A 19,781-nucleotide genomic window follows, 5' to 3' on the forward strand; every position below is an offset into this window, starting at 1 on the left:
CTTGAGACTTGAGTAGTGGACCGGACGCCGGTCCATCGATGACGCAGAACGAGGAACGGACTTCATGAACGACCAGCACGACCACGGAGCGCTTGGCGACGCCGAGTACGCGGAGTTCATGGAGCTCGCCGCGGAAGAGGGCTTCGACATCGAGGACGTCGAGGGCGCGATCGAGGAGGCGGGCCACGGCCCGCTCCCCGTCCTCGCCGTCGTCGGCCGCCCGAACGTCGGCAAGTCGACCCTGGTGAACCGGATCATCGGCCGCCGCGAGGCGGTCGTCGAGGACAAGCCGGGCGTCACCCGCGACCGGGTCACCTACGAGGCGGAGTGGGCCGGACGCCGGTTCAAGGTCGTCGACACCGGCGGCTGGGAGCAGGACGTGCTCGGCATCGACGCGTCCGTCGCCGCCCAGGCGGAGTACGCGATCGAGGCCGCCGACGCCTGTGTCTTCGTGGTGGACGCCAAGGTCGGCGCCACCGACACCGACGAGGCCGTCGTCAAGCTGCTGCGCCGGGCCGGCAAGCCCGTCGTGCTGTGCGCCAACAAGGTGGACGGCCAGTCGGGCGAGGCGGACGCCGCCTCCCTGTGGTCGCTGGGCCTCGGCATGCCGCACCCGGTCTCCTCGCTGCACGGCCGCGGCACCGGCGACATGCTGGACGCGGTCCTGGAGGCGCTCCCGGAGGCGCCCGCGCAGACCTTCGGCGGCGCCGCCCCCGGCGGCCCCCGCCGCATCGCGCTCATCGGCCGCCCGAACGTCGGCAAGTCCTCCCTCCTGAACAAGGTCGCCAAGGAGGACCGCGTCGTCGTCAACGAGCTGGCCGGCACCACCCGCGACCCGGTCGACGAGCTGATCGAGCTCGGCGGGGTGACCTGGAAGTTCATCGACACCGCGGGCATCCGCAAGCGCGTCCACCTCCAGCAGGGCGCCGACTACTACGCCTCGCTGCGCACGGCCGCCGCCGTCGAGAAGGCGGAGGTGGCGGTGATCCTGATCGACGCGACCGAGAACATCAGCGTCCAGGACCAGCGGATCATCACCATGGCCGTCGAGTCCGGCCGTGCCGTCGTCATCGCGTACAACAAGTGGGACGACCTCGACGAGGAGCGCCGCTACTACCTGGAGCGCGAGATCGAGACCGAGATGCAGCAGGTCTCCTGGGCCCCGCGCGTCAACGTCTCCGCGCTGACCGGCCGCCACATGGAGAAGCTGGTCCCGGCGATCGAGACCGCGCTGGCGGGCTGGGAGACCCGGGTCCCCACCGGCCGGCTCAACGCCTTCCTCGGTGAGATCGTCGCCGCCCACCCGCACCCGATCCGCGGCGGCAAGCAGCCGCGCATCCTCTTCGGCACCCAGGCCGGCACCAAGCCGCCGCGCTTCGTGCTCTTCGCCTCCGGCTTCCTGGAGCACGGCTACCGCCGCTTCGTCGAGCGCCGGCTGCGCGAGGAGTTCGGCTTCGAGGGCACCCCGATCCACCTTTCGGTGCGGGTGCGCGAGAAGCGCGGCGCCAACCGGAAGAAGTAACCCCTCGGGGGCGGGGCCGGGCCGGAGCGTCCGGCCCCGGTCTCAAGGTCTCAAAGGCCCCTGCGGGGCGCGGGCGGCAGTGCCGCCGGGAGCTGGTGGAGCCCGGTGTACTGCCGCCCCTGCACGGCGCCGCCCGCCATGCCCGCGCCGCTCATCTGCCAGGCGACGCCGCTGTGCGCGGGGTACGGCTGGAGGCTGGGGACGGGCTGGGGGTGCGGCATCTGCGGGTGCTGCTGGTGGGCGGGGCGGAAGCTGTGCGCCCCGGTGTGCCCGAGCGCGGCGAAGCCGCGGAAGCCGAGGTCGTCCTCGCCGCTGCGATCGCCCGGCAGCGCCCGGAAGGACCTGCGGTACTCGGAGTACAGCGCGTCGTAGATCGGCGTGGGCGAGTGGGCGCCCGTGAAGTCCTGCGCGGGGCGCATGTTGGGGATCTGTGACTGGTACGGCTGGCGGGAGGGCTCGTATGCGTGCACGTAGGTGCCAACGACCCCGGCAGCCCCGGGATGCGGGCTGACGGCGGATATCGCGCACCACCGGATGCACGGGGCCTTCCGGGCGCACGCGGGGGCTCGCCGCCGACCGGCCCCGGCCGGAGCCGGACCGGCGGCGGGTGCCGTGACGAAGAGCGGCGCGGCTCCGGGGGAACGGCGGCGGGCTCTGGACGCACGGCGGCGCGGCTCCGGACGAACAGCGGCGGTCCGGACCGACGGCGGCGGGGGCCCGGACCGGTGCGTGGTCCGGGCCCCCTGCGGTGCGGGCGCGCCCGTGGCGGTGCGGGGGTCAGCTCACGTGCCCGCCAGCGGCATCGCCACCGACACCAGGGTGCCGTCGGAGGCGGCCTTCTCCAGGGCGTCGCGCAGCAGGTCCTCGCGGGGCTGCTGGCCGATCGCGCCGACCGGGGCGGCGAAGACCAGGACGCGCTGGGTGCGGTTGGCCGCCGCGCGCCAGCCCTCGGTCACCTGGAGCGGCTGGTGGGCCTGCCACCAGGAGACGGGGCTGGAACCGGCGCCCGTGCCCGGCTGGAGGATCGCGTGCAGCTGGCCCATGGCGAGCAGCACCGACCAGCCCGAGAGCACCGAGGGCATCCGGCCGACGTCGGTGACCGGCACGAAGCCCTGCTCGATGAGGAGGGGCAGGAACTCGTCCGTCGGCCCCGTGGAGCCGGGGCGGGCGATGGGGGCGGTCGGCTCCACCACGAGCGCCGGGTGCAGCGCGCCCTCGATCAGGATGAGGCCGCTGGTGATGCCGAGGACGGCCTGCCGGGGAGCGGCGCCCCCGAACTCGTCCCCGGTGATGGACCGCACGGCCCCCTGGAGCTGCTCCTCGGAGACCTGGACGACCTGGGAGGGGATGCAGGAGGCATGGGCGAAGGCGAGGACCGCGGTCTCCTCGCCGACGAAGAGGACGGTGCTGGTGGCTTCGTTCTCGGAGTCGCCCGGGGTGCGGCAGGAGGTGCAGTCGTAGCTGCCCGGGGCGTTCTCGCCGGCGAGCAGCCGGTCGGCTTCTTCGTCGCCGATCTCGGCGCGGACGTCCTCGCTGACGTCGAGCATGCGCGGCACGGGTGGCTCCTACTGGATGCGTCGCCGGGTGGTTCCCGGCTCTTGAAAGGACAACGGCGGATCTGTGGCAGGGGTCACGCCCCGGGCCGGGCGTAATCCGACGGCCGTGCGCGGAGGGTGAGAGCGTGGCCGGAATCTCTCACTCCACGTCAACCGGTCGTGCAGGTGCGGAAGTTGGACCGGTGAGGTGAGTCACAGATCGGGAGAGTCGGGGGTCGACAAATCCTGAAATCCCTCAATCAAGTGGGTGTCCGGAAATGGCCGTTACCTGCGGTAACTGCCAACTGGCCTGGAATGACGAGGCATTGGTTGATACCAGGGTGATCCGGTCCCTACATTCCCCGCCGTGTGCACCGAGCACCGCCCGGGACAGCCCGCCCCGTACGGCCGCACGACCTGTACGACTCGTACGACCGCACGACACGCACTCAGCACGGCCCCAGCGGGCGGGGCGGCACGGACCGAGACGCCGGACGCGTCGCAGGGCCGTGCCGTCCGGGGAGACCCGGGTCCTTCGGAAGAGGGACTTCATGTCTGTTGGTACCAGTCGTTCCAGCTCCGGGCGCGGTCGTGGCACGGCGGCGGTGATCGCCGCGGCCGTCGCGGCGGCCCCGCTGGCCCTGCTCGCCGTCTCCGCCGGCCCGGCGGGCGCGGCGGACGGTGCGGTGTGGGACCGCATCGCGCAGTGCGAGAGCGGAGGAAACTGGCACATCAACACCGGCAACGGCTACTACGGCGGGCTCCAGTTCTCCGCCGGTTCCTGGCGGGCGCACGGCGGCGGGGCGTACGCGTCCACCGCCGACCGGGCCAGCCGGGCGCAGCAGATAGCCGTCGCCACCCGGCTCCAGCGGTCGCAGGGCTGGGGTGCCTGGCCGGTCTGCGCGGCGCGGGCGGGCGCCTACGGGGACGCGCCCTCGGCGCCGAAGCCGTCGGCCCCGAGGAAGACGGCCCCCAAGGCGTGGAAGGCGCCCGAACCGGCGGCGAAGCCCGCGCCCAAGCCGTTCCCCAAGCCGGGCGCCAAGCACTTCGACGCCGTTCCGGTCGCGACCGGGAGCCGCGCCGAGGCGCCCGGGAGCCCCTCCGGCGGCCGGTACACCGTGCGCGAGGGCGACACGCTCAGCACGGTGGCCCAGGCGCACGGCACGGACTGGCAGTCGCTGTACGCGGCCAACCAGGCGGTCATCGGCGGCGATCCGGACCTGATCCTGCCCGGCCAGCGGCTCGCCCTGTAGCCGCACCCGCCCGGTGCCCGCGGGCACTTCGGGCGCCACTGCCCCGCCCGGTCGCCCGACCGGGCGGGGCACGTGCGTCCGGGCGGGGCGGCGACCGGCCGCCGCACCGCGCCCCGGCCTACCGCCCCCCGGTCTCCGCCCCGCTCTCCCGCTCCTTGGGCCGCTCGGGCGCCAGGTCGTCGCGGAACGGCGCGAACTCGGGGTGGTGCAGGTCGAAGGCGGGCGACTCGGTGCGGATCCGGGGGATGGTCACGAAGTTGTGGCGCGGCGGCGGGCAGGAGGTCGCCCACTCCAGCGAGCGCCCGAACCCCCAGGGGTCGTCGACCTCCACCTTCGTCCCGTACTTCGCGGTCTTCCAGACGTTGTAGAGGAACGGGAAGGTGGACATGCCGAGCAGGAAGGCGCCGATGGTGGAGACCGTGTTGAGCGCGGTGAAGCCGTCGGCGGCCAGATAGTCCGCGTACCGGCGCGGCATGCCCTCGGCGCCCAGCCAGTGCTGGACCAGGAAGGTGGTGTGGAAGCCGACGAAGAGCGTCCAGAAGTGGATCTTGCCGAGCCGTTCGTCGAGCATCTTCCCGGTGAACTTGGGCCACCAGAAGTAGAAGCCGCCGAAGGTGGCGAAGACGACCGTGCCGAAGACGACGTAGTGGAAGTGGGCGACCACGAAGTACGAGTCGGTCACATGGAAGTCCAGCGGGGGCGAGGCGAGGATGACGCCGGTGAGCCCGCCGAACAGGAAGCTGATGAGGAAGCCGACCGCCCACAGCATCGGGGTCTCGAAGCTGAGCGAGCCGCGCAGCATGGTGCCGGTCCAGTTGAAGAACTTCACGCCGGTGGGGACCGCGATCAGGAACGACATGAACGAGAAGAACGGCAGCAGTACCGCGCCGGTCGCGAACATGTGGTGCGCCCACACCACGACGGAGAGGCCGGTGATCGCCATGGTGGCGCCGATGAGGGTGAGGTAGCCGAAGATCGGCTTGCGGGCGAAGACCGGGATGATCTCGCTGATGATCCCGAAGAACGGCAGCGCGATGATGTAGACCTCGGGATGGCCGAAGAACCAGAAGAGGTGCTGCCACAGCAGCGCGCCTCCCCACTGGGGTTCGAAGACCACCGAGCCGAACCTGCGGTCCGCCTCCAGGACCAGCAGCGCCGCCGCCAGCACCGGGAAGGCCAGCAGCACCAGGATCGAGGTGAAGAGCACGTTCCAGGTGAAGACCGGCATCCGGAACATCGTCATGCCCGGCGCGCGCATCCCGATGATCGTGGTCAGGAAGTTGACCGCGCCCAGGATCGTGCCGAAGCCGGAGAGCGCGAGCCCCATGATCCACAGGTCGGCGCCGACACCGGGGGAGCGGGTCGCCGAGTTGAGCGGCGCGTAGGCGAACCAGCCGAAGGCGGCGGGGCCGTCGGGCACGAGCAGCGAGCCCAGCACGATGAGCCCGCCGAACAGGAACAGCCAGTACGCCAGCATGTTGAGCCGGGGGAAGGCGACGTCGGGGGCGCCGATCTGGAGCGGCATGATCTCGTTGGCGAAGCCGGCGAAGGTCGGGGTCGCGAAGAGCAGCAGCATGATCGTGCCGTGCATGGTGAACATCTGGTTGAAGGTGTTGTTCGACATGATCTGGAGCCCGGGGCGGGCCAGCTCGGCCCGCATCAGCATGGCCATCAGCCCGGCGATCAGGAAGAAGCCGAACGACGTGATCAGGTAGAGGTGCCCGATCTTCTTGTGGTCCGTGGTGGTCAGCCAGTCCACGACGACCCGGCCCGACGTACGGGCCTCCACCGGTTCCGCCTGCGCGCTCTCCGTCTCCGTACCCATCGCCGCCCCCACTCAGGTGTCAGGCATCAGGCCGGTAGCCATGATGCTCGTGCGGTACCCGGTCCGACAGGGTGCCTGGGGGCCCCGATAGGCGCATACGAGCCATCGGGCCGGGGGGTCGCCGAGGGCGGCGGGGAACCCCCTCCGGTGCGGATCGTGTAAGGATGCGGTGAATTCCCCATGACCCGTCAATTTCCGGCGCGGGGCGACCGGACGGTAATTGTGGCGAGTGTTTCCGGACCGCTCCCGAGGGAATTCCGCAATAGACTCCGACGGGCCGCACAAGGTTGAGCGATTTCCAGCCGGGGTGCGCGGAACTCCCCGTACGAGTGACCAAGTTCGAGGTAAACATCGTCCAAGATCCTGTGACACAAGTGTGACCGGCGGGGGACGTGGTACGGACGTGGGTGGGGCAGGGGCCCCGGCTTCCGTCGCCGCCCGAGGCCCCCTACGGTGGCGGGTATGGCACCCGTACCGACGCCCCCCGCCCGCCCCGACGACGCCCCCGACGCCTATGTCGGCCTGCCCGGCGAAGCCGCCGAGCGGCTGGCACGCGCGCGTGGCTGGACCACCGTCAGGTCCCTGCCGCCCGGCTCGGTCATCACCATGGAGTACCTCGAAGGACGGCTGAACTTCGAGGTCGACCACGGCACGGTGACCCGCTGCTGGCGCGGCTGACCCGTCCGCCCCGCCCGCGTCCGCGCGCGACGAAGGCCCCGGCCGCTCCGAGTGGAGCCGCCGGGGCCTTCGTGCCGCGGGGGTGGTGTGCGTACCGGATCCCCGCTGTCCTGGGGGCCGTCGGGCGGCCCGGGGCCTCAGCCGCCGAGCGGGCGGGCCGGTGCCGGGCGCGGGGCGCGCTCGGAGTGCTGGGGGCGCCTGCTGGCCGCCGGCGGGACCGGCGGGCGCTCGGGGCGCGGCCCGGCGTGCGGCGGCCGGGCGGGGCCGCGGACGCCGGCCGGGCGCGAGCCGCTGGCGGCGCCCACCGGCTCGCGCACGGGCGCGTCGTCCTCGCCGGCGCCGCGCTGGGCGAACATCGCCGGCAGCGCGGCGGCCGGAACGGGCAGTGCGGGAGCGGCCGTTCCGTGTGCGCGCCACTTGGCGCGCAGCATGAGGATCAGGGCCTCGGCACGCGCGATCACCGGCTCGCACCAGGGCAGGGCCAGCAGGATGAGCAGCCCGGCCGCCCAGCCGAGGAGCACGTCGCTGACCCAGTGCGTACCGAGGTAGACGGTGGTAGCGCCGACGCCGAGGGCGACCATCGCGGAGATCACCGAGAGCCAGCGGCGGGCGCGCGGGGTGGTGGCCAGATAGGCGAGGATGCCCCAGGTCACGACCGCGTTGGCGGTGTGGCCGCTGGGAAATATATCGCCGCCCGCGAAGAGCTCGGCCGAGCCGATCTGCGTCGCGTAGTGCGGACCGAGGCGGCCGAGGCCGAGCTTGACCGCGCCGACCGTGATGTTGAGGAGCAGCAGCGAGGCGCCGAGCGCGAGCAGCGGGCGCAGGGTGTGCTGCCGCCACGACCGCCAGCCCAGCCAGGCCGCGACCATCACCGCGGTGGGGCCGCGCTGGCCCAGGACCACGAAGTAGTCGAGGAAGGCGTGCAGCTGCGGCCACTGCTCGTAGGGCCGGAACAGCATGACCTTCCAGTCCAGCTCGACGAGCCAGGACGAGGCGAGCACGGCGACGACGATGGCGACGTAGAACGCCATCGTCGCGCTGAAGAGGATCACGCGGTGACGGCTCATCCGCGGGATCACTATCTTCGGTGGCTCGGGCTCCCGGTCCAGGCGGGCGAAGATTCGGTCGGTACGCACTCAATCGACGTTACAGCGAGTGAGTGACGGCCCAGGCCGATCCGGCGGCTTTGTGATGACGATGTGATGTGGAGTATGTCTCACGTCACCGTTTATTCCCGGGCCCCGGAAATGCGCGGATGACCTTGGTGTCTATTCCTTCGCGGGTCACCCCGGGAAGGCACTGTGAATCCCGTGAATTGGTTCTCCGGGAAGCGGGCCGGAATTCATCGTTCAGCCATGGGGCCCGGCACCCCGTGCCGAGATCGTCCGGCACCGGGTGCCAAGATCATTATTGCGGACCGGCGGTGCCCGTGTGCCGTTGGTGACGGATGTGGCGCACGCCACACCACGGGCCGGTGGCGGTGAGAGGTGTACCACGTGTCGGTGGCTTGAACTCGCGTACGCTGACGGCTCACTCGCTCGTCGATGCCGGGCCCACAAGACCGCGCAGGTCCAGGGTCCGCCGAGAGCGGGGAAGACGCGTCACCGCAGGGCACGACGCGTCCCGGGACCCCGGCAGCGGGGCCGCCGTACAGGAGGTACACACATGGCAGGAACGACCACGGACGCCGCACGCGCGCGTGCGCAGGCCGACGGTGCCAACCGCTGGGTCGTCCTCGTCGTCCTCTGTGTGAGTCTGCTGCTGGTCGCGCTCGACGCGACCGTCCTGCACGTCGCCGTGCCCTCGGTCACCGAGGACCTGCGCCCCAGCGCCGTCGCGCTGCTGTGGATCGTCGACGCCTATCCGCTGGTCTGCGCCGCCCTGCTCATCCTCTTCGGCACCCTCGGCGACCGCGTCGGCCGCCGCCGGGTGCTGCTGCTCGGCTACGGCATCTTCGGGCTCGCCTCGGCGGTCGCCGCGCTCGCCGGGTCGGCCGAGGTGCTGATCATGGCCCGCGCGCTGCTCGGCGTCGGCGGCGCGATGATCATGCCCGCCACCCTCTCCATCCTGCGCGCGGTCTTCCCCGACCGCCGCGAGCGGGCCACCGCCATCGGCATCTGGACCGCCACCGCCGCGATCGGCGCCGCCACCGGGCCGGTCCTCGGCGGCTTCCTGGTCCAGCACTTCTGGTGGGGCTCGGTCTTCCTGGTCAACATTCCGCTGATGGCGCTGATCCTCCCGCTCGGCCGCAAGCTGCTGCCGGAGTCGAAGGGCAGCAGCGACGGGCCCTGGGACGTGCTCGGCGCGCTGATGGCCGCCGCCGGAGTGCTCACCCTGGTGCTCGGGGTGAAGCGGCTCGGCGCGGGCCACGGTCCGCTCGACGTGTGGACGCTGGCGCCGCTGTGCGCGGGCACCGCCCTGCTGATCCTGTTCGTACGGCGGCAGAAGCGCCGTGCGCATCCGCTGGTGGACATGCGGATGTTCGCCCGGCCCACCTTCTCGACCTCGGTCGGCTGCATCGTCCTGGCCATGCTGGCGCTGGTGGGCCTGGAGCTCATAGCCGTGCAGTACCTCCAGCTGGTGCTCGGGCTCGGCCCGCTGGAGACCGGTCTGCGGCTGCTGCCGCTCACCTTCGCGGCGATGGCCGCCGGGGCCACCGGTTCGTACACCCTGCGCGCGCTCGGCCCGCGGACCATGGTGGTCTGCGGCTTCGCGCTGACGGCCGCGGCCGTCCTGCTGCTCGTACTGATGGGGCAGCACGACCGGCCCGCCCTGCTGACCTGCGCGTTCATAGTCCTGGGCTTCGGGCTCCAGACGACCCTCTTCGGGGCGTACGAGTCGATGCTCAGCGAGGCGCCCGCCGAGTGCGCGGGCGGCGCCGCCGCGATCGGCGAGACCTCCTACCAGCTCGGCGCGGGCATGGGCATAGCCCTGCTCGGCAGCGTGATGAACGCGGCCTACGGCCCCGCCCTCTCCTCGGTCCCCGGCGTCCCGGGCGAGGCGTCGGCGGGCGCGGCCAACTCGCTGGGCGAGGCGTACGACGTGGCGGACCGGCTCGGCGGCCCGGCGGGCGCGGCCCTGCGCACCGCCGCCCGGCACGCCTTCGTCCACGGTCTGCATGTGACGCTGCTGGTCAGCGCGGGGCTGCTGGTGCTGGGCGCGCTGGCCGCGCTGCGGCTGCCCCGGGTGATGGAGTGCGGCGTGCCGTGCGCCGAACCGGCGGCGCTGCCCGAGCAGCGGGCCGAGCTCCAGGTCCGGGTGCCGGCCGCGGTGGCCGCCGAGGCGGCCGGGTCTGGACGCGCGGGACACTGAGCCGTAACGTCGGCGCCCGGCGATAACTATCACCGCTAGTTTTGTCCGGGCCGCACCCCGGCCCCGCACGTCCAGGTAGTGACCCACAGGTTCCGACCCACGGGCTCCGCGCGAGCCTTCGGAGGCATCCTCATGTCCGCACCCGCCAAGCTGCCCCCCTTCGACCCGGCCGACCCCCTCGGGCTCGACGACCTGCTGAGCCCCGAGGACCTCGCGATCCGCGACACCGTCCGCACCTGGGCCGCCGAGCGGGTCCTGCCGCACATCGCCCAGTGGTACGAGGACGGGGAGGTGCCCGTCCGCGAGCTCGCGCGCGAACTCGGCGACATGGGTGCGCTCGGCATGTCCCTGACCGGCTACGGCTGCGCGGGCGCCACCGCCGTCCAGTACGGCCTGGCCTGTCTGGAGCTGGAGGCCGCCGACTCCGGCATCCGCTCGCTGGTCTCGGTCCAGGGCTCGCTCGCCATGTACGCGATTTGGAAGTACGGCTCCGACGAGCAGAAGGAGCGGTGGCTGCCGTCGATGGCGGTCGGCGAGAGCATCGGCTGCTTCGGTCTGACCGAGCCCGACATCGGCTCCGACCCGGCCGCGATGCGCACCCACGCCAAGAAGGACGGCACCGACTGGGTGCTGAGCGGGCGCAAGATGTGGATCACCAACGGCTCGGTCGCCGCGGTCGCGGTGGTCTGGGCGCGGACCGACGAGGGGATCCGGGGCTTCGTCGTACCGGCCGGCACCCCCGGCTTCTCGGCGCCGGAGATCCGGCACAAGTGGTCCCTGCGCGCCTCGGTCACCAGCGAGCTGGTCCTGGACGAGGTGCGGCTGCCCGCCGACGCGGTGCTGCCCGGGGTGGTCGGCCTCAAGGGCCCGCTGAGCTGTCTGTCGCACGCGCGCTACGGAATCGTCTGGGGCGCGATGGGCGCGGCCCGGGCCTCGTTCGAGGCGGCCGTCGACTACGCCAAGGAGCGCGAGCAGTTCGGCCGGCCCATCGGCGGCTTCCAGCTCACCCAGGCCAAGCTCGCCGACATGGCGGTGGAGCTCCACAAGGGCGTCCTGCTCGCCCACCACCTGGGCCGGCGCATGGACGCGGGACGGCTCCGCCCCGAGCAGGTCAGCTTCGGCAAGCTCAACAACGTGCGGGAGGCGATCGAGATCTGCCGCACCTCGCGCACGATCCTCGGGGCCAACGGGATCTCGCTGGAGTACCCGGTGATGCGGCACGCCACCAATCTGGAGTCGGTGCTCACCTACGAGGGCACCGTGGAGATGCACCAGCTGGTGCTGGGCAAGGCGCTCACCGGGCTCGACGCGTTCCGCTAGGGCCTTCGCCGGCGGATCCGCCCGCCGTCGACGTGCCGGGGCCGCGCGGTGCGGGGTCCGGTGAGCGCCCTGCTCAGCTCTGGTTGAAGAAGCCGCCGGTGGCCCGGCCCGCGGCCTCGCCACTGACGATCTGGGTGTCGGCGGGGGTCAGCAGGAAGACCCTCGTCGCCACGCGCTCGATCGAGCCGCGCAGCCCGAAGGTGAGGCCGGCCGCGAAGTCGACGACGCGCTTGGCGTCACCGGGCTCCATGGACGTGAGGTTCACGATGACCGGGACGCCCTCGCGGAAGAGCTCGCCGATGCCGCGCGCGTCCCGGAAGCCGTCCGGCGTCACGGTGGCGATCCGGCGGCCCTGCTCCTCGGCCGCCTCGGAGGCCACCCGCACCCGCGGGTCGGTCACCCAGGCTTCGCCGGACCCGGCTTCCTCGGTGTACTCGTCGTCGTAGTAGCGGTCGTCGTTGTCCTCGACAAGCCCCAGCCAGGCACTCGCCTTGCGCACCGATCCCATGGACGCCTCCTCTCACAGCGGACTTCTTCTTGCTTCTTCTCTCGTTCCGCATCCCTATGGTCGTCCATCATGCGGATAGTGCGCCAAGTGGATAGCCGCCGTGCAGGGGATTCGTGACGGGACTGGTGCAGAAGATGTGGCGAATCGTCAGCTTTCTTCCGCTGTATGACGGGTAACCGATACAAAATATGAACTTCCGTCCGGACGGGTGAGGGCGGGGACGTACGGGTGAACGGTTTCGTCGATACGATGCGTGCCGCACTGTAGATCGAAGCGCCGGGCGGGCAGCCCCGCGCCGCCCGGGGGAGCGTCGTGTTCGGAATCGTCAGGCCCTGTTCGCACCGGCTCACCGAGGGCCTGAAGACCGAGTGGATGGCCCATCTCTGCGGCCTCTGCCTGGCACTTCGCTCCGACCACGGCCAGTTCGCGCGGGTCGTGACCAACTACGACGGCCTGATCGTCTCGGTTCTGACGGAGGCTCAGAGCGAGCGCACCCCGGCCGCCCGGCGCACCGCCGGGCCCTGCCCGCTGCGCGCGATGCGCACGGCGCCGGTCGCCCGGGGCGAAGGGGCCAGGCTCGCCGCGGCCGTCTCTCTGGTGCTCGCCTCGGCGAAGGTCCGCGACCACGTGGCCGACCGGGACGGCCTGTTGAAGCGGCGGCCCGCGGCGCTCGCCGCCCGCCGCGTCGCCACCCGCTGGGACCGGGCGGGCGCGCGCACCGGCGCCTCCCTCGGCTTCGACACGGCGGTGCTGGTCGACGCGGTCGACCGGCAGACCGCGATCGAGGCGCTCGCCGGACCGGGCACCTCGCTGCTCACCGTCACCGAGCCGACCGAGACGGCCACGGCCGCCGCCTTCGCGCACACCGCCGTCCTCGCCGGACGGCCGCACAACGCCGAGCCGCTGGCCGAGGCGGGCCGTCTCTTCGGGCGGCTCGCCCATCTGCTCGACGCCGTGGAGGACCAGGGCGCCGACGCGGCGTCGGGCGCCTGGAACCCGCTGACCGCCACCGGGACCGACCGCGCCGAGGCCCGGCGGCTGGCCGACGACGCCGTGCACGGCATCCGGCTGGCCCTGCGCGAGGTGGACTTCGTCGACGGCAGGCTGGCGCACGTGCTGCTCGCGCACGAGCTCACCCAGTCCGTCAACCGCTCCTTCGGCACCGCGGGCTGCGCCCACGGCGACGGCCACGCCGCGCACGGCGCCCACCAGCCGGGCCCCTACGGCAGCCCGCCGCCGGGCGGCCCGTACGCGCCGGTGCCCGGCAATCCGTACGGGGCCCCGCCGCAGGGCGAGCCGCCCCGGCCGCCCGCGCCGCGCGGCCTGCTCGCGGGGTGCGGCGTCTTCGCCGGGCTCTGCTGCACCTGTCAGCTGTGCTGCGCCGGTGAGTACGAGGGTCCCTGGTCCCGGCGCAAGCGCGAGGGCTGCTGCCGGGACTGCGACTGCTGCGATTGCTGTGACGTCTGTGAGTGCTGCGATGGATGTGACTGCTGTGACTGCGGTTGCGACTGCTGACGTACCGTCACGAACCCTCTATCGAGGGTCACTTGTGTTCGGGGGGTGAGATCCGCGACGCGGGGGTCGCGGACTCGTCCGGGGTGGTGCGAGGGGAGGGGTGCGCGGTGCCGGCCGTGTGAAGGCGTGGGGAGACCGGCGCGCCTGGGCGGCCGGGAGGAACGCGGGCAGGGCGGTCGGCTCAACAGGAAGCGGACCACACTCGACCGAAGTCGATGTGGGAGCGCGTGACCAGCCACTGCTGCGGATGCATGGCCCCAGTGGAACAGGCATTCGCCCGGGGCGTCAACTGCCCCGGGACGGGGCGCTCACAGTGCGGACGGCCTTGACAGCGGACCGTGGGCGCCGCATAGCCTCGGGACCGGACCGTGCTGAGGGGCTGGTCCGCGCCGTGTCCGTGAAGGCACCACCGTGTTCGATCCGCATCCACGGAGCCTTCGCATGCCCCTGCCCACACGCCCCTCCGCACCCGTGCCCGCACGGCCCCCGGCCCCGGCGCGCACCCGATGAACGCGACGCACCCCGCGCCGGACACCGCCTCGGTCGTGATCGTGGGCGCCGGTCCGCGCGGCACCGGATTCCTGGAGCGGCTCGCCGCCAACCTGCCCGAGCTGTACGGGGACCGGCCGCTGGAGGTCCACCTCGTCGACCCGTACCCGCCGGGCGGCGGCCGGATCTGGCGCGCCGGGCAGTCGCCGCTGCTGTGGATGAACTCCATGGCCGAGGACGTCACCATGTTCACCGACGAGACGGTCGAGCTGGCGGGCCCGGTGCGGCCGGGGCCCACCCTCGCCGAATGGGCCGGGCTCGACGGCCAGACCTTCCCCGGCCGCCGCACCCAGGGCGCCTATCTGCGCTGGGTCTACGAGCGGGCGGTCCGGGCGCTGGGCCCGGCCGTGACCGTACGCGAACACCGCACCCGGGTGCTGCGCGTCGGCGGGCCGCGCGAGGGCCGCCAGCGGGTGTGGCTGGAAGGGCGCGCCGAGCCGCTCACCGCCGACCTCGTGGTGCTCGCCCTCGGCCACCTGGACGCCGAACCCGACGACGAGCAGCGGGAGTTGACCGCCTTCGCGGCCCGGCACGGCCTGGTCCACCTGCCGCCCGCCTTCACCGCCGACTGCGACCTGTCGGCCCTCGCCCCCGGCGAACCCGTCATCGTGCGCGGCTTCGGGCTCGCCTTCATCGACCTCATGGTGCTGCTCACCGAGGGGCGCGGCGGACACCACGACGACAGCGGCGCCTACCACCCGTCGGGCCGGGAGCCGGTGCTGTACGTCGGGTCGCGGCGCGGGGTCCCCTACCACTCCAAGATCGGATACGGCTGGCAGGGCGAACGGCCTCCGCTGCCCCGCTTCTTCGGCCCCGAGGCCGTCGGGAAGCTGCTCGGCTCGGCCGCGCCGCCCGACTTCCGGCGGGACGTGTGGCCGCTCATCGCCAAGGAGCTCGGCTTCGCCCACTACCACCGGCTCTTCACCGCCCACCCCGGCCGCACGGCCATGGCCTGGAGCGACTTCGAGGAGAAGTACGCGGCGGCCGGACCCGGCGGCCCCGAGTCGGCGGCCCTGGTCGCCGCCGCCGTTCCCGACCCGGCCGACCGCCTCGACCTGGAGGCCCTCGACCACCCGCTGGACGGGGTGCGCTACCCCTCCGGCGACGCGCTCCAGGAGGGGCTGCGCGCCTACATCGGCCAGGACCTGGCACGCCGTCACGACCCGGAGCACAGCGCCGACCTGGCCGTCTTCCTCGGGCTGCTGAGCGCGTACGGACAGCTGCCGGGCCTCGGCGACCCGGGCCCCTGGTGGCACGGCTTCTTCAGCTACCTGGCGTCCGGGCCGCCCGGACCCCGGCTGCGCCAGCTGCTCGCGCTCTCCGAGGCCGGGGTGGTCCGCTTCCTCGGGGCGGACCTCGTCGTGGAGTGCGACGAGGACGCGGGGGAGTTCCGGGCGGGCGGCGCCAGTGTGCCGGGGGAGTGGACACGGGCGCGCGCCCTGGTCGAGGCCCGGCTGCCCGAGCCGTCGCTGGAGCGCACCCGGAGCCCGCTGCTGCGCGCCCTGCACCGGGACGGCGCCGCCGCCACCGGGACCGGGCTGCTGCACGTGGACCCCGGCGACGGGCGGGTCCTGGACCGCGCCGGGCGCCCGCATCCGCGCCGCTTCGCGCTGGGCCCGCACACCACGGCGCGGGCGGCCGGGGCCTTCACCCGGCCGCGCACCGGCGGCCCCGCGTTCCGGCAGAACGACGCCAGCGCACGGGCCGCCCTGACGCTCCTGCGCGACCTCGCCCGCCATCCCGTCGGCGCCTGACCGGCCGCACGCAGGACCCGGCCGGCGAGTCCGTCGGCCGGATCGCTTCGCCGCACCAGGGGCGCGGGGTCTTCCGCACGGATCGCTCCGGGCCGACACCGCGTTCGCCTCTGGGGTTCCCCACCCCCGTATGGAAGGGTTGACACATGAGCACCGACGCGGCGAGAGACCCGCACGAGGCGGCACAGGAGTGGAAGCACTGGCACGAGCACCGCGTCGCCGCGGTCTCGGCGCCCCACGGCCCCCTGGCCCTGACCGGCACCCACTGGCTCGCGGACGCGGTGGAGGGTCGAATTCCGGCCGTGCCCGGCGAGTGGCGCGAAGACGGCGACGCGCTGGTCCTGCGGGCCGTCGAGCAGGACGGGATCACCCTGGACGGCGAGCCGTTCACGGGCGAGGCCCGGCTGGGCGCCGACCACGCGCCGGTCGGCGAGTCCCGGCTGGCCCAGGGCGCGCGGCGGCTCGTGGTGCTGCGCCGCGAAGGGCTGTGGGCGGTCCGGGTCTGGGACCCCGAGGCCCCGGCCCGGCGCGCCTTCGCGGGCATCGGGGCGACGCCGTACGAGGAGCGCTGGGCGGTGCCGGGCACCTTCCGCCCGTACGACCGGACGCGGACGGTCCGGGTCGCCAACGCCGACGGGGTCGAGCGCGGTCTGGGGCTCGGCGGCGAGCTCGCCTTCGCGCTCGACGGCCGGAACCACACCCTTCAGGTGGCGGTCGAGGAGGACGGCGCGCTCTGGGCGGTGTTCGCGGACGCGACCAGCGGGGACTCCAGCTTCCGGTTCCGTTTCCTGCGCCCCGGCGCACCCGACGCGCACGGACGCGTGACGGTGGACTTCAACCGCGCGCTGCTGCCCCCGTGCGCCTTCGCCGCGCACTTCATCTGCCCCTTCCCGCCCCCGGGGAACACCCTGGACACGGCGGTCGCGGCCGGTGAGCGGACCGTCCTCACCAACTGACCCACCCGTCCCCAACTCCCCGCGGCCCGGCCGAAAGGCGCCCTTGCGCCCGGTGGCCGGGCCGCCGAATACTCCCTAACCAGCGCTTGTCAGGAGCACGGCGGCGCTGCATTGTGCTGCCGCCATCCCTGGCCGCGCCTCACGGGGTCCCCCCACGCCACCCGGGCCCCTCGATTCCCCTCGGGAGGAAAAGAAGTGAGGATCGAGCGCACCACCCCCACCCGCCGCGGCGGTCTCGCGAGACGCACCAAGGCAGTCGCCGTCACCACCGGCTTCCTGGCCGCCGCCGCCCTCGCGGTCCCCACCGCCACCGCCAGCCCGCACCAGGTGTTCAGCGCCCACCAGCTCTCCGCCGCGGGCGACGCCGTGCTCGGCGCCGACGTCGCGGGCACCGCCTGGCACGTCGACCCCGCCGACCACACGCTGGTCGTGACCGCCGACTCCGGCGTCACCCAGTCGGACATCGCCAGGATCAAGCGGCAGGCGGGCGCCAACGCGTCCGCGATACGCGTCGAACGGACCACCGGGAAGATCAGCAAGCTGCTCGCGGGCGGAGACGCCATCTACGCGCCGAGCTGGCGCTGCTCCCTGGGCTTCAACGTCCGCAAGGGCAGCACCTACTACTTCCTGACCGCCGGCCACTGCACCGAGGGCTACCCGAACTACTACACGAGCTCCTCGCACTCGACCTCCATCGGCCCCACGGTCGGCACCAGCTTCCCGGGCAACGACTACGGCCTGGTGCAGTACACCAACACCTCGCTCGCCCACCCCGGCACGGTCGGCAGCCAGGACATCACCTCGGCCGCCAACCCCACGGTCGGCCAGACCGTCACCCGGCGCGGCTCCACCACCGGCATCCACAGCGGCCGGGTCACCGCGCTCAACGCCACCGTCAACTACGGCGGCGGCGACGTCGTGTACGGGCTCATCCAGACCACGGTCTGCGCCGAGCCCGGCGACTCCGGCGGCCCGCTCTACGCCGGCTCCACCGCCCTCGGCCTCACCTCCGGCGGCAGCGGCAACTGCTCCTCGGGCGGCACCACGTTCTTCCAGCCCGTCGTCGAGGCCCTCAACGCCTATGGCGTGAGCGTCTACTGACGGACGGTCCGTGTCGGCGGGCCCCCGCCCGTTCACCGGGCGGGGGCCCGTCCCCGCGGCCCCGGCGGGGCCGACTGGACGTGATACGCCTTTTTGGGAGGATGTCCAAGGCGGAGAGGGCGAGCGGACACACGGGGTGAGTCAGTGAAACGCATCGGAGTGACCGGTCACCGAGACATCCCCTCCGAGGCGTTGGACGACATCCGCTCCGGGCTGCGGGCCCTGCTGTGCGGCCACGACGGCTCACTGGAGGCGCTCTCCAGCCTGGCGGCCGGCGCCGACCAGCTGTTCGCCGCGATCGCCCTGGAGTGCGGCGCCTCGCTGACCGTGGTCATCCCCAGCGGGGACTACGAGAAGGGCTTCGCCGACCCCGCCGAACTGGCCCGCTACCAGGGCCTGAAGCGGCGGGCCAGCCAGGAGGTGCGGATGGACTTCCCGCACTCCACGGACGAGGCGTACTACGCGGCCGGCGCCTACATCGCGGACAACTGCGACCGGCTGGTGGCCGTCTGGGACGGCCAGCCCGCGCGGGGTCTCGGCGGCACCGGCGACATCGTCGCGTACGCCCGCAGCCTGGGGAAGACGGTCACCGTGGTGTGGCGGGACGGGGTGCGCCGCCGGTGACGGCGGTCAACTGCGGAGCCGGGCCAGCCAGTCGGTGTGCTGGGGCGACACCACCCGTTCGGTCTCGTAGACCGCGCCGGCCCACTCGCGCTCGCTGACCGAGCTCTCCATCGCCACGTGCATCTCCATCAGGTCCTGCTCCACCAGCGAGTGGGCCGAGATCAGCGGCTGGTGGCGGCGGATCTCGCTCCACGCCAGACAGGCCGCGGCGGCCGCCGAGAGCAGCCCCGCCACTTTGACCCCCTGCGCCGCCCCGAACATGTGCAGCGTCGCGAAGAGCAACGCGAGAACGGTGAGCAGGGTGATCGCCGAGGTCCACAGCGCGGTCGCCCGCCGGGACGCCTCCTGGCGGCGCCGGTACCAGTTGCGCTGCTCGATAAGACGGTCCCGCACGTACGTCTCCTTGCGTACGGTGAACGCCTTGGCCCGTAACTCGCGCATCGGCGCGGTGATGAGGGGCGCCCCCGACAGCGGTGACGTGCCCCCTTCGCGCGGGTCCTGCCAGCCGACCTTGCGCAGCTCCCGCAGCCCTTCCTCCAGACGGAGGGTGAACAATTCTTCGGGATCCGGTGAGTGGGCGTCAAACGGAGCACCGTGGACCGCGTACCGCCAGCACATGGATTTGATGAACTCCGCGGCCGAACGGTTCAGTTGCCAATGCGATTTCGCGTGCCCGCGGGCGGCGCGGAAGCTCACCGCGAGCACCCCCGCGTACGCCAGTGCGCTGAGCGCGCTCGTCAGCTGGAAGTCACCACCGAGCGTCATCTTCCACGGCAGGGCCGCCAGCGCCGCCCCCACCACGAGCAGGCACAACTGCCAGCGGGTGACGTTCACCGCGGCCCGCTGGCGCCCTATCGCGAGTGAGTCCGCGTGATGGAAGAGACCCGGCAGGTCGGCGTTGCGGAAGACCATGCTTTGCAGAGGACCGGGAATCGCCGTCACATCCACCCCTGTCTGCGGTTTTAGTCATCACTCTTTCGATGGAACGTCTCGTTCCGTACACCTTCCGCCATTGCTGGGCCACCTGTTCACGGCAACTGGTCGTGCTCAGTTGCCAACAGTGGCCAAGAGAGTAAAGTCGTCCCGCCGACACTGCAACGGTGCATGTCGTCGGCACCACTGTCCACATGCAGGAATTACCCATCAAGGACGGCCGTGAAGACCTCTGTGAATTCTCTCTCCTTCGCCCCTGCGAAGAAGAGCCGTGTGCCCCTGGCCGAGATCGACGTCCGCGGCGCCGACGCCGCCCAGAAGCTCGGCCGCGTGCTGCCCTCGTCAATCGGCCGCCCCGCGCAGGCGTCGACCTTCAACTCCGCTCTCTAACCCTGT

The 19,781-nt window shown here is 72.6% G+C and carries 17 protein-coding genes; 11 read left to right on the forward strand and 6 right to left on the reverse strand.

The genetic code is table 11. The features are described 5' to 3' along the window. Positions 1-64 precede the first annotated feature (64 nt). Positions 65-1,522, forward strand: coding sequence for a ribosome biogenesis GTPase Der (gene der / locus AB5J87_RS27460; RefSeq protein WP_369380233.1), 1,458 nt, complete (start codon positions 65-67; stop codon positions 1,520-1,522). 50 nt (positions 1,523-1,572) lie between these two features. On the opposite strand, the gene AB5J87_RS27465 is transcribed toward der, so the two are convergent. Continuing rightward, positions 1,573-1,941, reverse strand: a complete 369-nt coding sequence (locus tag AB5J87_RS27465) for a hypothetical protein (protein WP_369380235.1) — start codon at positions 1,939-1,941, stop codon at positions 1,573-1,575. A 363-nt stretch (positions 1,942-2,304) separates the two neighbouring features. Further along, positions 2,305-3,078, reverse strand: coding sequence for a hypothetical protein (locus AB5J87_RS27470; RefSeq protein WP_369380236.1), 774 nt, complete (start codon positions 3,076-3,078; stop codon positions 2,305-2,307). Positions 3,079-3,608: 530 nt separating this feature from the next. Here AB5J87_RS27470 and AB5J87_RS27475 point away from each other — a divergent pair. Further along, positions 3,609-4,310 (forward strand): transglycosylase family protein, encoded by a 702-nt coding sequence (locus tag AB5J87_RS27475; protein WP_369380237.1) that lies wholly within the window; start codon positions 3,609-3,611, stop codon positions 4,308-4,310. A gap of 118 nt (positions 4,311-4,428) precedes the next feature. Here AB5J87_RS27475 and ctaD read toward each other — a convergent pair whose 3' ends face one another. Then, on the reverse strand, positions 4,429-6,135 hold the full coding sequence (gene ctaD, locus AB5J87_RS27480; RefSeq protein ID WP_369380239.1) for a cytochrome c oxidase subunit I: 1,707 nt from the start codon (positions 6,133-6,135) through the stop codon (positions 4,429-4,431). Between the two features lie 462 nt (positions 6,136-6,597). On the opposite strand from ctaD, the gene AB5J87_RS27485 reads away from it, so the two are divergent. After that, the gene (locus AB5J87_RS27485; protein WP_369380240.1) at positions 6,598-6,813 is read left to right on the forward strand and encodes an I78 family peptidase inhibitor; all 216 of its coding nucleotides are present in this window, start codon (positions 6,598-6,600) and stop codon (positions 6,811-6,813) included. Positions 6,814-6,950: 137 nt separating this feature from the next. On the opposite strand, the gene AB5J87_RS27490 is transcribed toward AB5J87_RS27485, so the two are convergent. Further along, positions 6,951-7,949: a phosphatase PAP2 family protein gene (locus AB5J87_RS27490; RefSeq protein WP_369380241.1), complete on the reverse strand. Its 999-nt coding sequence runs from the start codon at positions 7,947-7,949 to the stop codon at positions 6,951-6,953. Positions 7,950-8,478: 529 nt separating this feature from the next. Between AB5J87_RS27490 and AB5J87_RS27495 the strand changes: the two genes are divergently transcribed. Then, positions 8,479-10,125 carry an MFS transporter gene (locus tag AB5J87_RS27495; RefSeq protein ID WP_369380242.1) on the forward strand — a complete coding sequence of 549 codons (1,647 nt, stop codon included), beginning with the start codon at positions 8,479-8,481 and terminating at the stop codon, positions 10,123-10,125. Between the two features lie 132 nt (positions 10,126-10,257). Next, positions 10,258-11,445 (forward strand): acyl-CoA dehydrogenase family protein, encoded by a 1,188-nt coding sequence (locus tag AB5J87_RS27500; RefSeq protein WP_369380244.1) that lies wholly within the window; start codon positions 10,258-10,260, stop codon positions 11,443-11,445. A gap of 73 nt (positions 11,446-11,518) precedes the next feature. Here AB5J87_RS27500 and AB5J87_RS27505 read toward each other — a convergent pair whose 3' ends face one another. Then, positions 11,519-11,953 (reverse strand): cell division protein SepF, encoded by a 435-nt coding sequence (locus tag AB5J87_RS27505; protein WP_369380245.1) that lies wholly within the window; start codon positions 11,951-11,953, stop codon positions 11,519-11,521. 312 nt (positions 11,954-12,265) lie between these two features. On the opposite strand from AB5J87_RS27505, the gene AB5J87_RS27510 reads away from it, so the two are divergent. The 5 genes from AB5J87_RS27510 (at position 12,266) to AB5J87_RS27530 (ending at position 18,452) form a co-directional block, all read left to right on the forward strand. After that, positions 12,266-13,468 carry a DUF5685 family protein gene (locus AB5J87_RS27510; RefSeq protein WP_369380246.1) on the forward strand — a complete coding sequence of 401 codons (1,203 nt, stop codon included), beginning with the start codon at positions 12,266-12,268 and terminating at the stop codon, positions 13,466-13,468. 506 nt (positions 13,469-13,974) lie between these two features. After that, positions 13,975-15,771 carry an FAD/NAD(P)-binding protein gene (locus tag AB5J87_RS27515; RefSeq protein ID WP_369380249.1) on the forward strand — a complete coding sequence of 599 codons (1,797 nt, stop codon included), beginning with the start codon at positions 13,975-13,977 and terminating at the stop codon, positions 15,769-15,771. 146 nt (positions 15,772-15,917) lie between these two features. Beyond that, entirely contained in the window at positions 15,918-16,727 is an 810-nt protein-coding gene (locus AB5J87_RS27520; RefSeq protein ID WP_369380251.1) for a DUF1684 domain-containing protein, read from the forward strand. 195 nt (positions 16,728-16,922) lie between these two features. Next, positions 16,923-17,828, forward strand: coding sequence for a S1 family peptidase (locus tag AB5J87_RS27525; RefSeq protein ID WP_369380253.1), 906 nt, complete (start codon positions 16,923-16,925; stop codon positions 17,826-17,828). 144 nt (positions 17,829-17,972) lie between these two features. Next, the gene (locus AB5J87_RS27530; protein ID WP_369380255.1) at positions 17,973-18,452 is read left to right on the forward strand and encodes a hypothetical protein; all 480 of its coding nucleotides are present in this window, start codon (positions 17,973-17,975) and stop codon (positions 18,450-18,452) included. A gap of 6 nt (positions 18,453-18,458) precedes the next feature. On the opposite strand, the gene AB5J87_RS27535 is transcribed toward AB5J87_RS27530, so the two are convergent. Next, positions 18,459-19,364, reverse strand: a complete 906-nt coding sequence (locus AB5J87_RS27535; protein WP_369380257.1) for a DUF4231 domain-containing protein — start codon at positions 19,362-19,364, stop codon at positions 18,459-18,461. Positions 19,365-19,607: 243 nt separating this feature from the next. Between AB5J87_RS27535 and fxsA the strand changes: the two genes are divergently transcribed. Continuing rightward, on the forward strand, positions 19,608-19,775 hold the full coding sequence (fxsA, locus tag AB5J87_RS27540) for an FxSxx-COOH cyclophane-containing RiPP peptide (protein ID WP_369380258.1): 168 nt from the start codon (positions 19,608-19,610) through the stop codon (positions 19,773-19,775). Positions 19,776-19,781: the final 6 nt, after the last annotated feature.

Source organism: Streptomyces sp. cg36 (genome assembly GCF_041080675.1).
Lineage (GTDB): Bacteria > Actinomycetota > Actinomycetes > Streptomycetales > Streptomycetaceae > Streptomyces.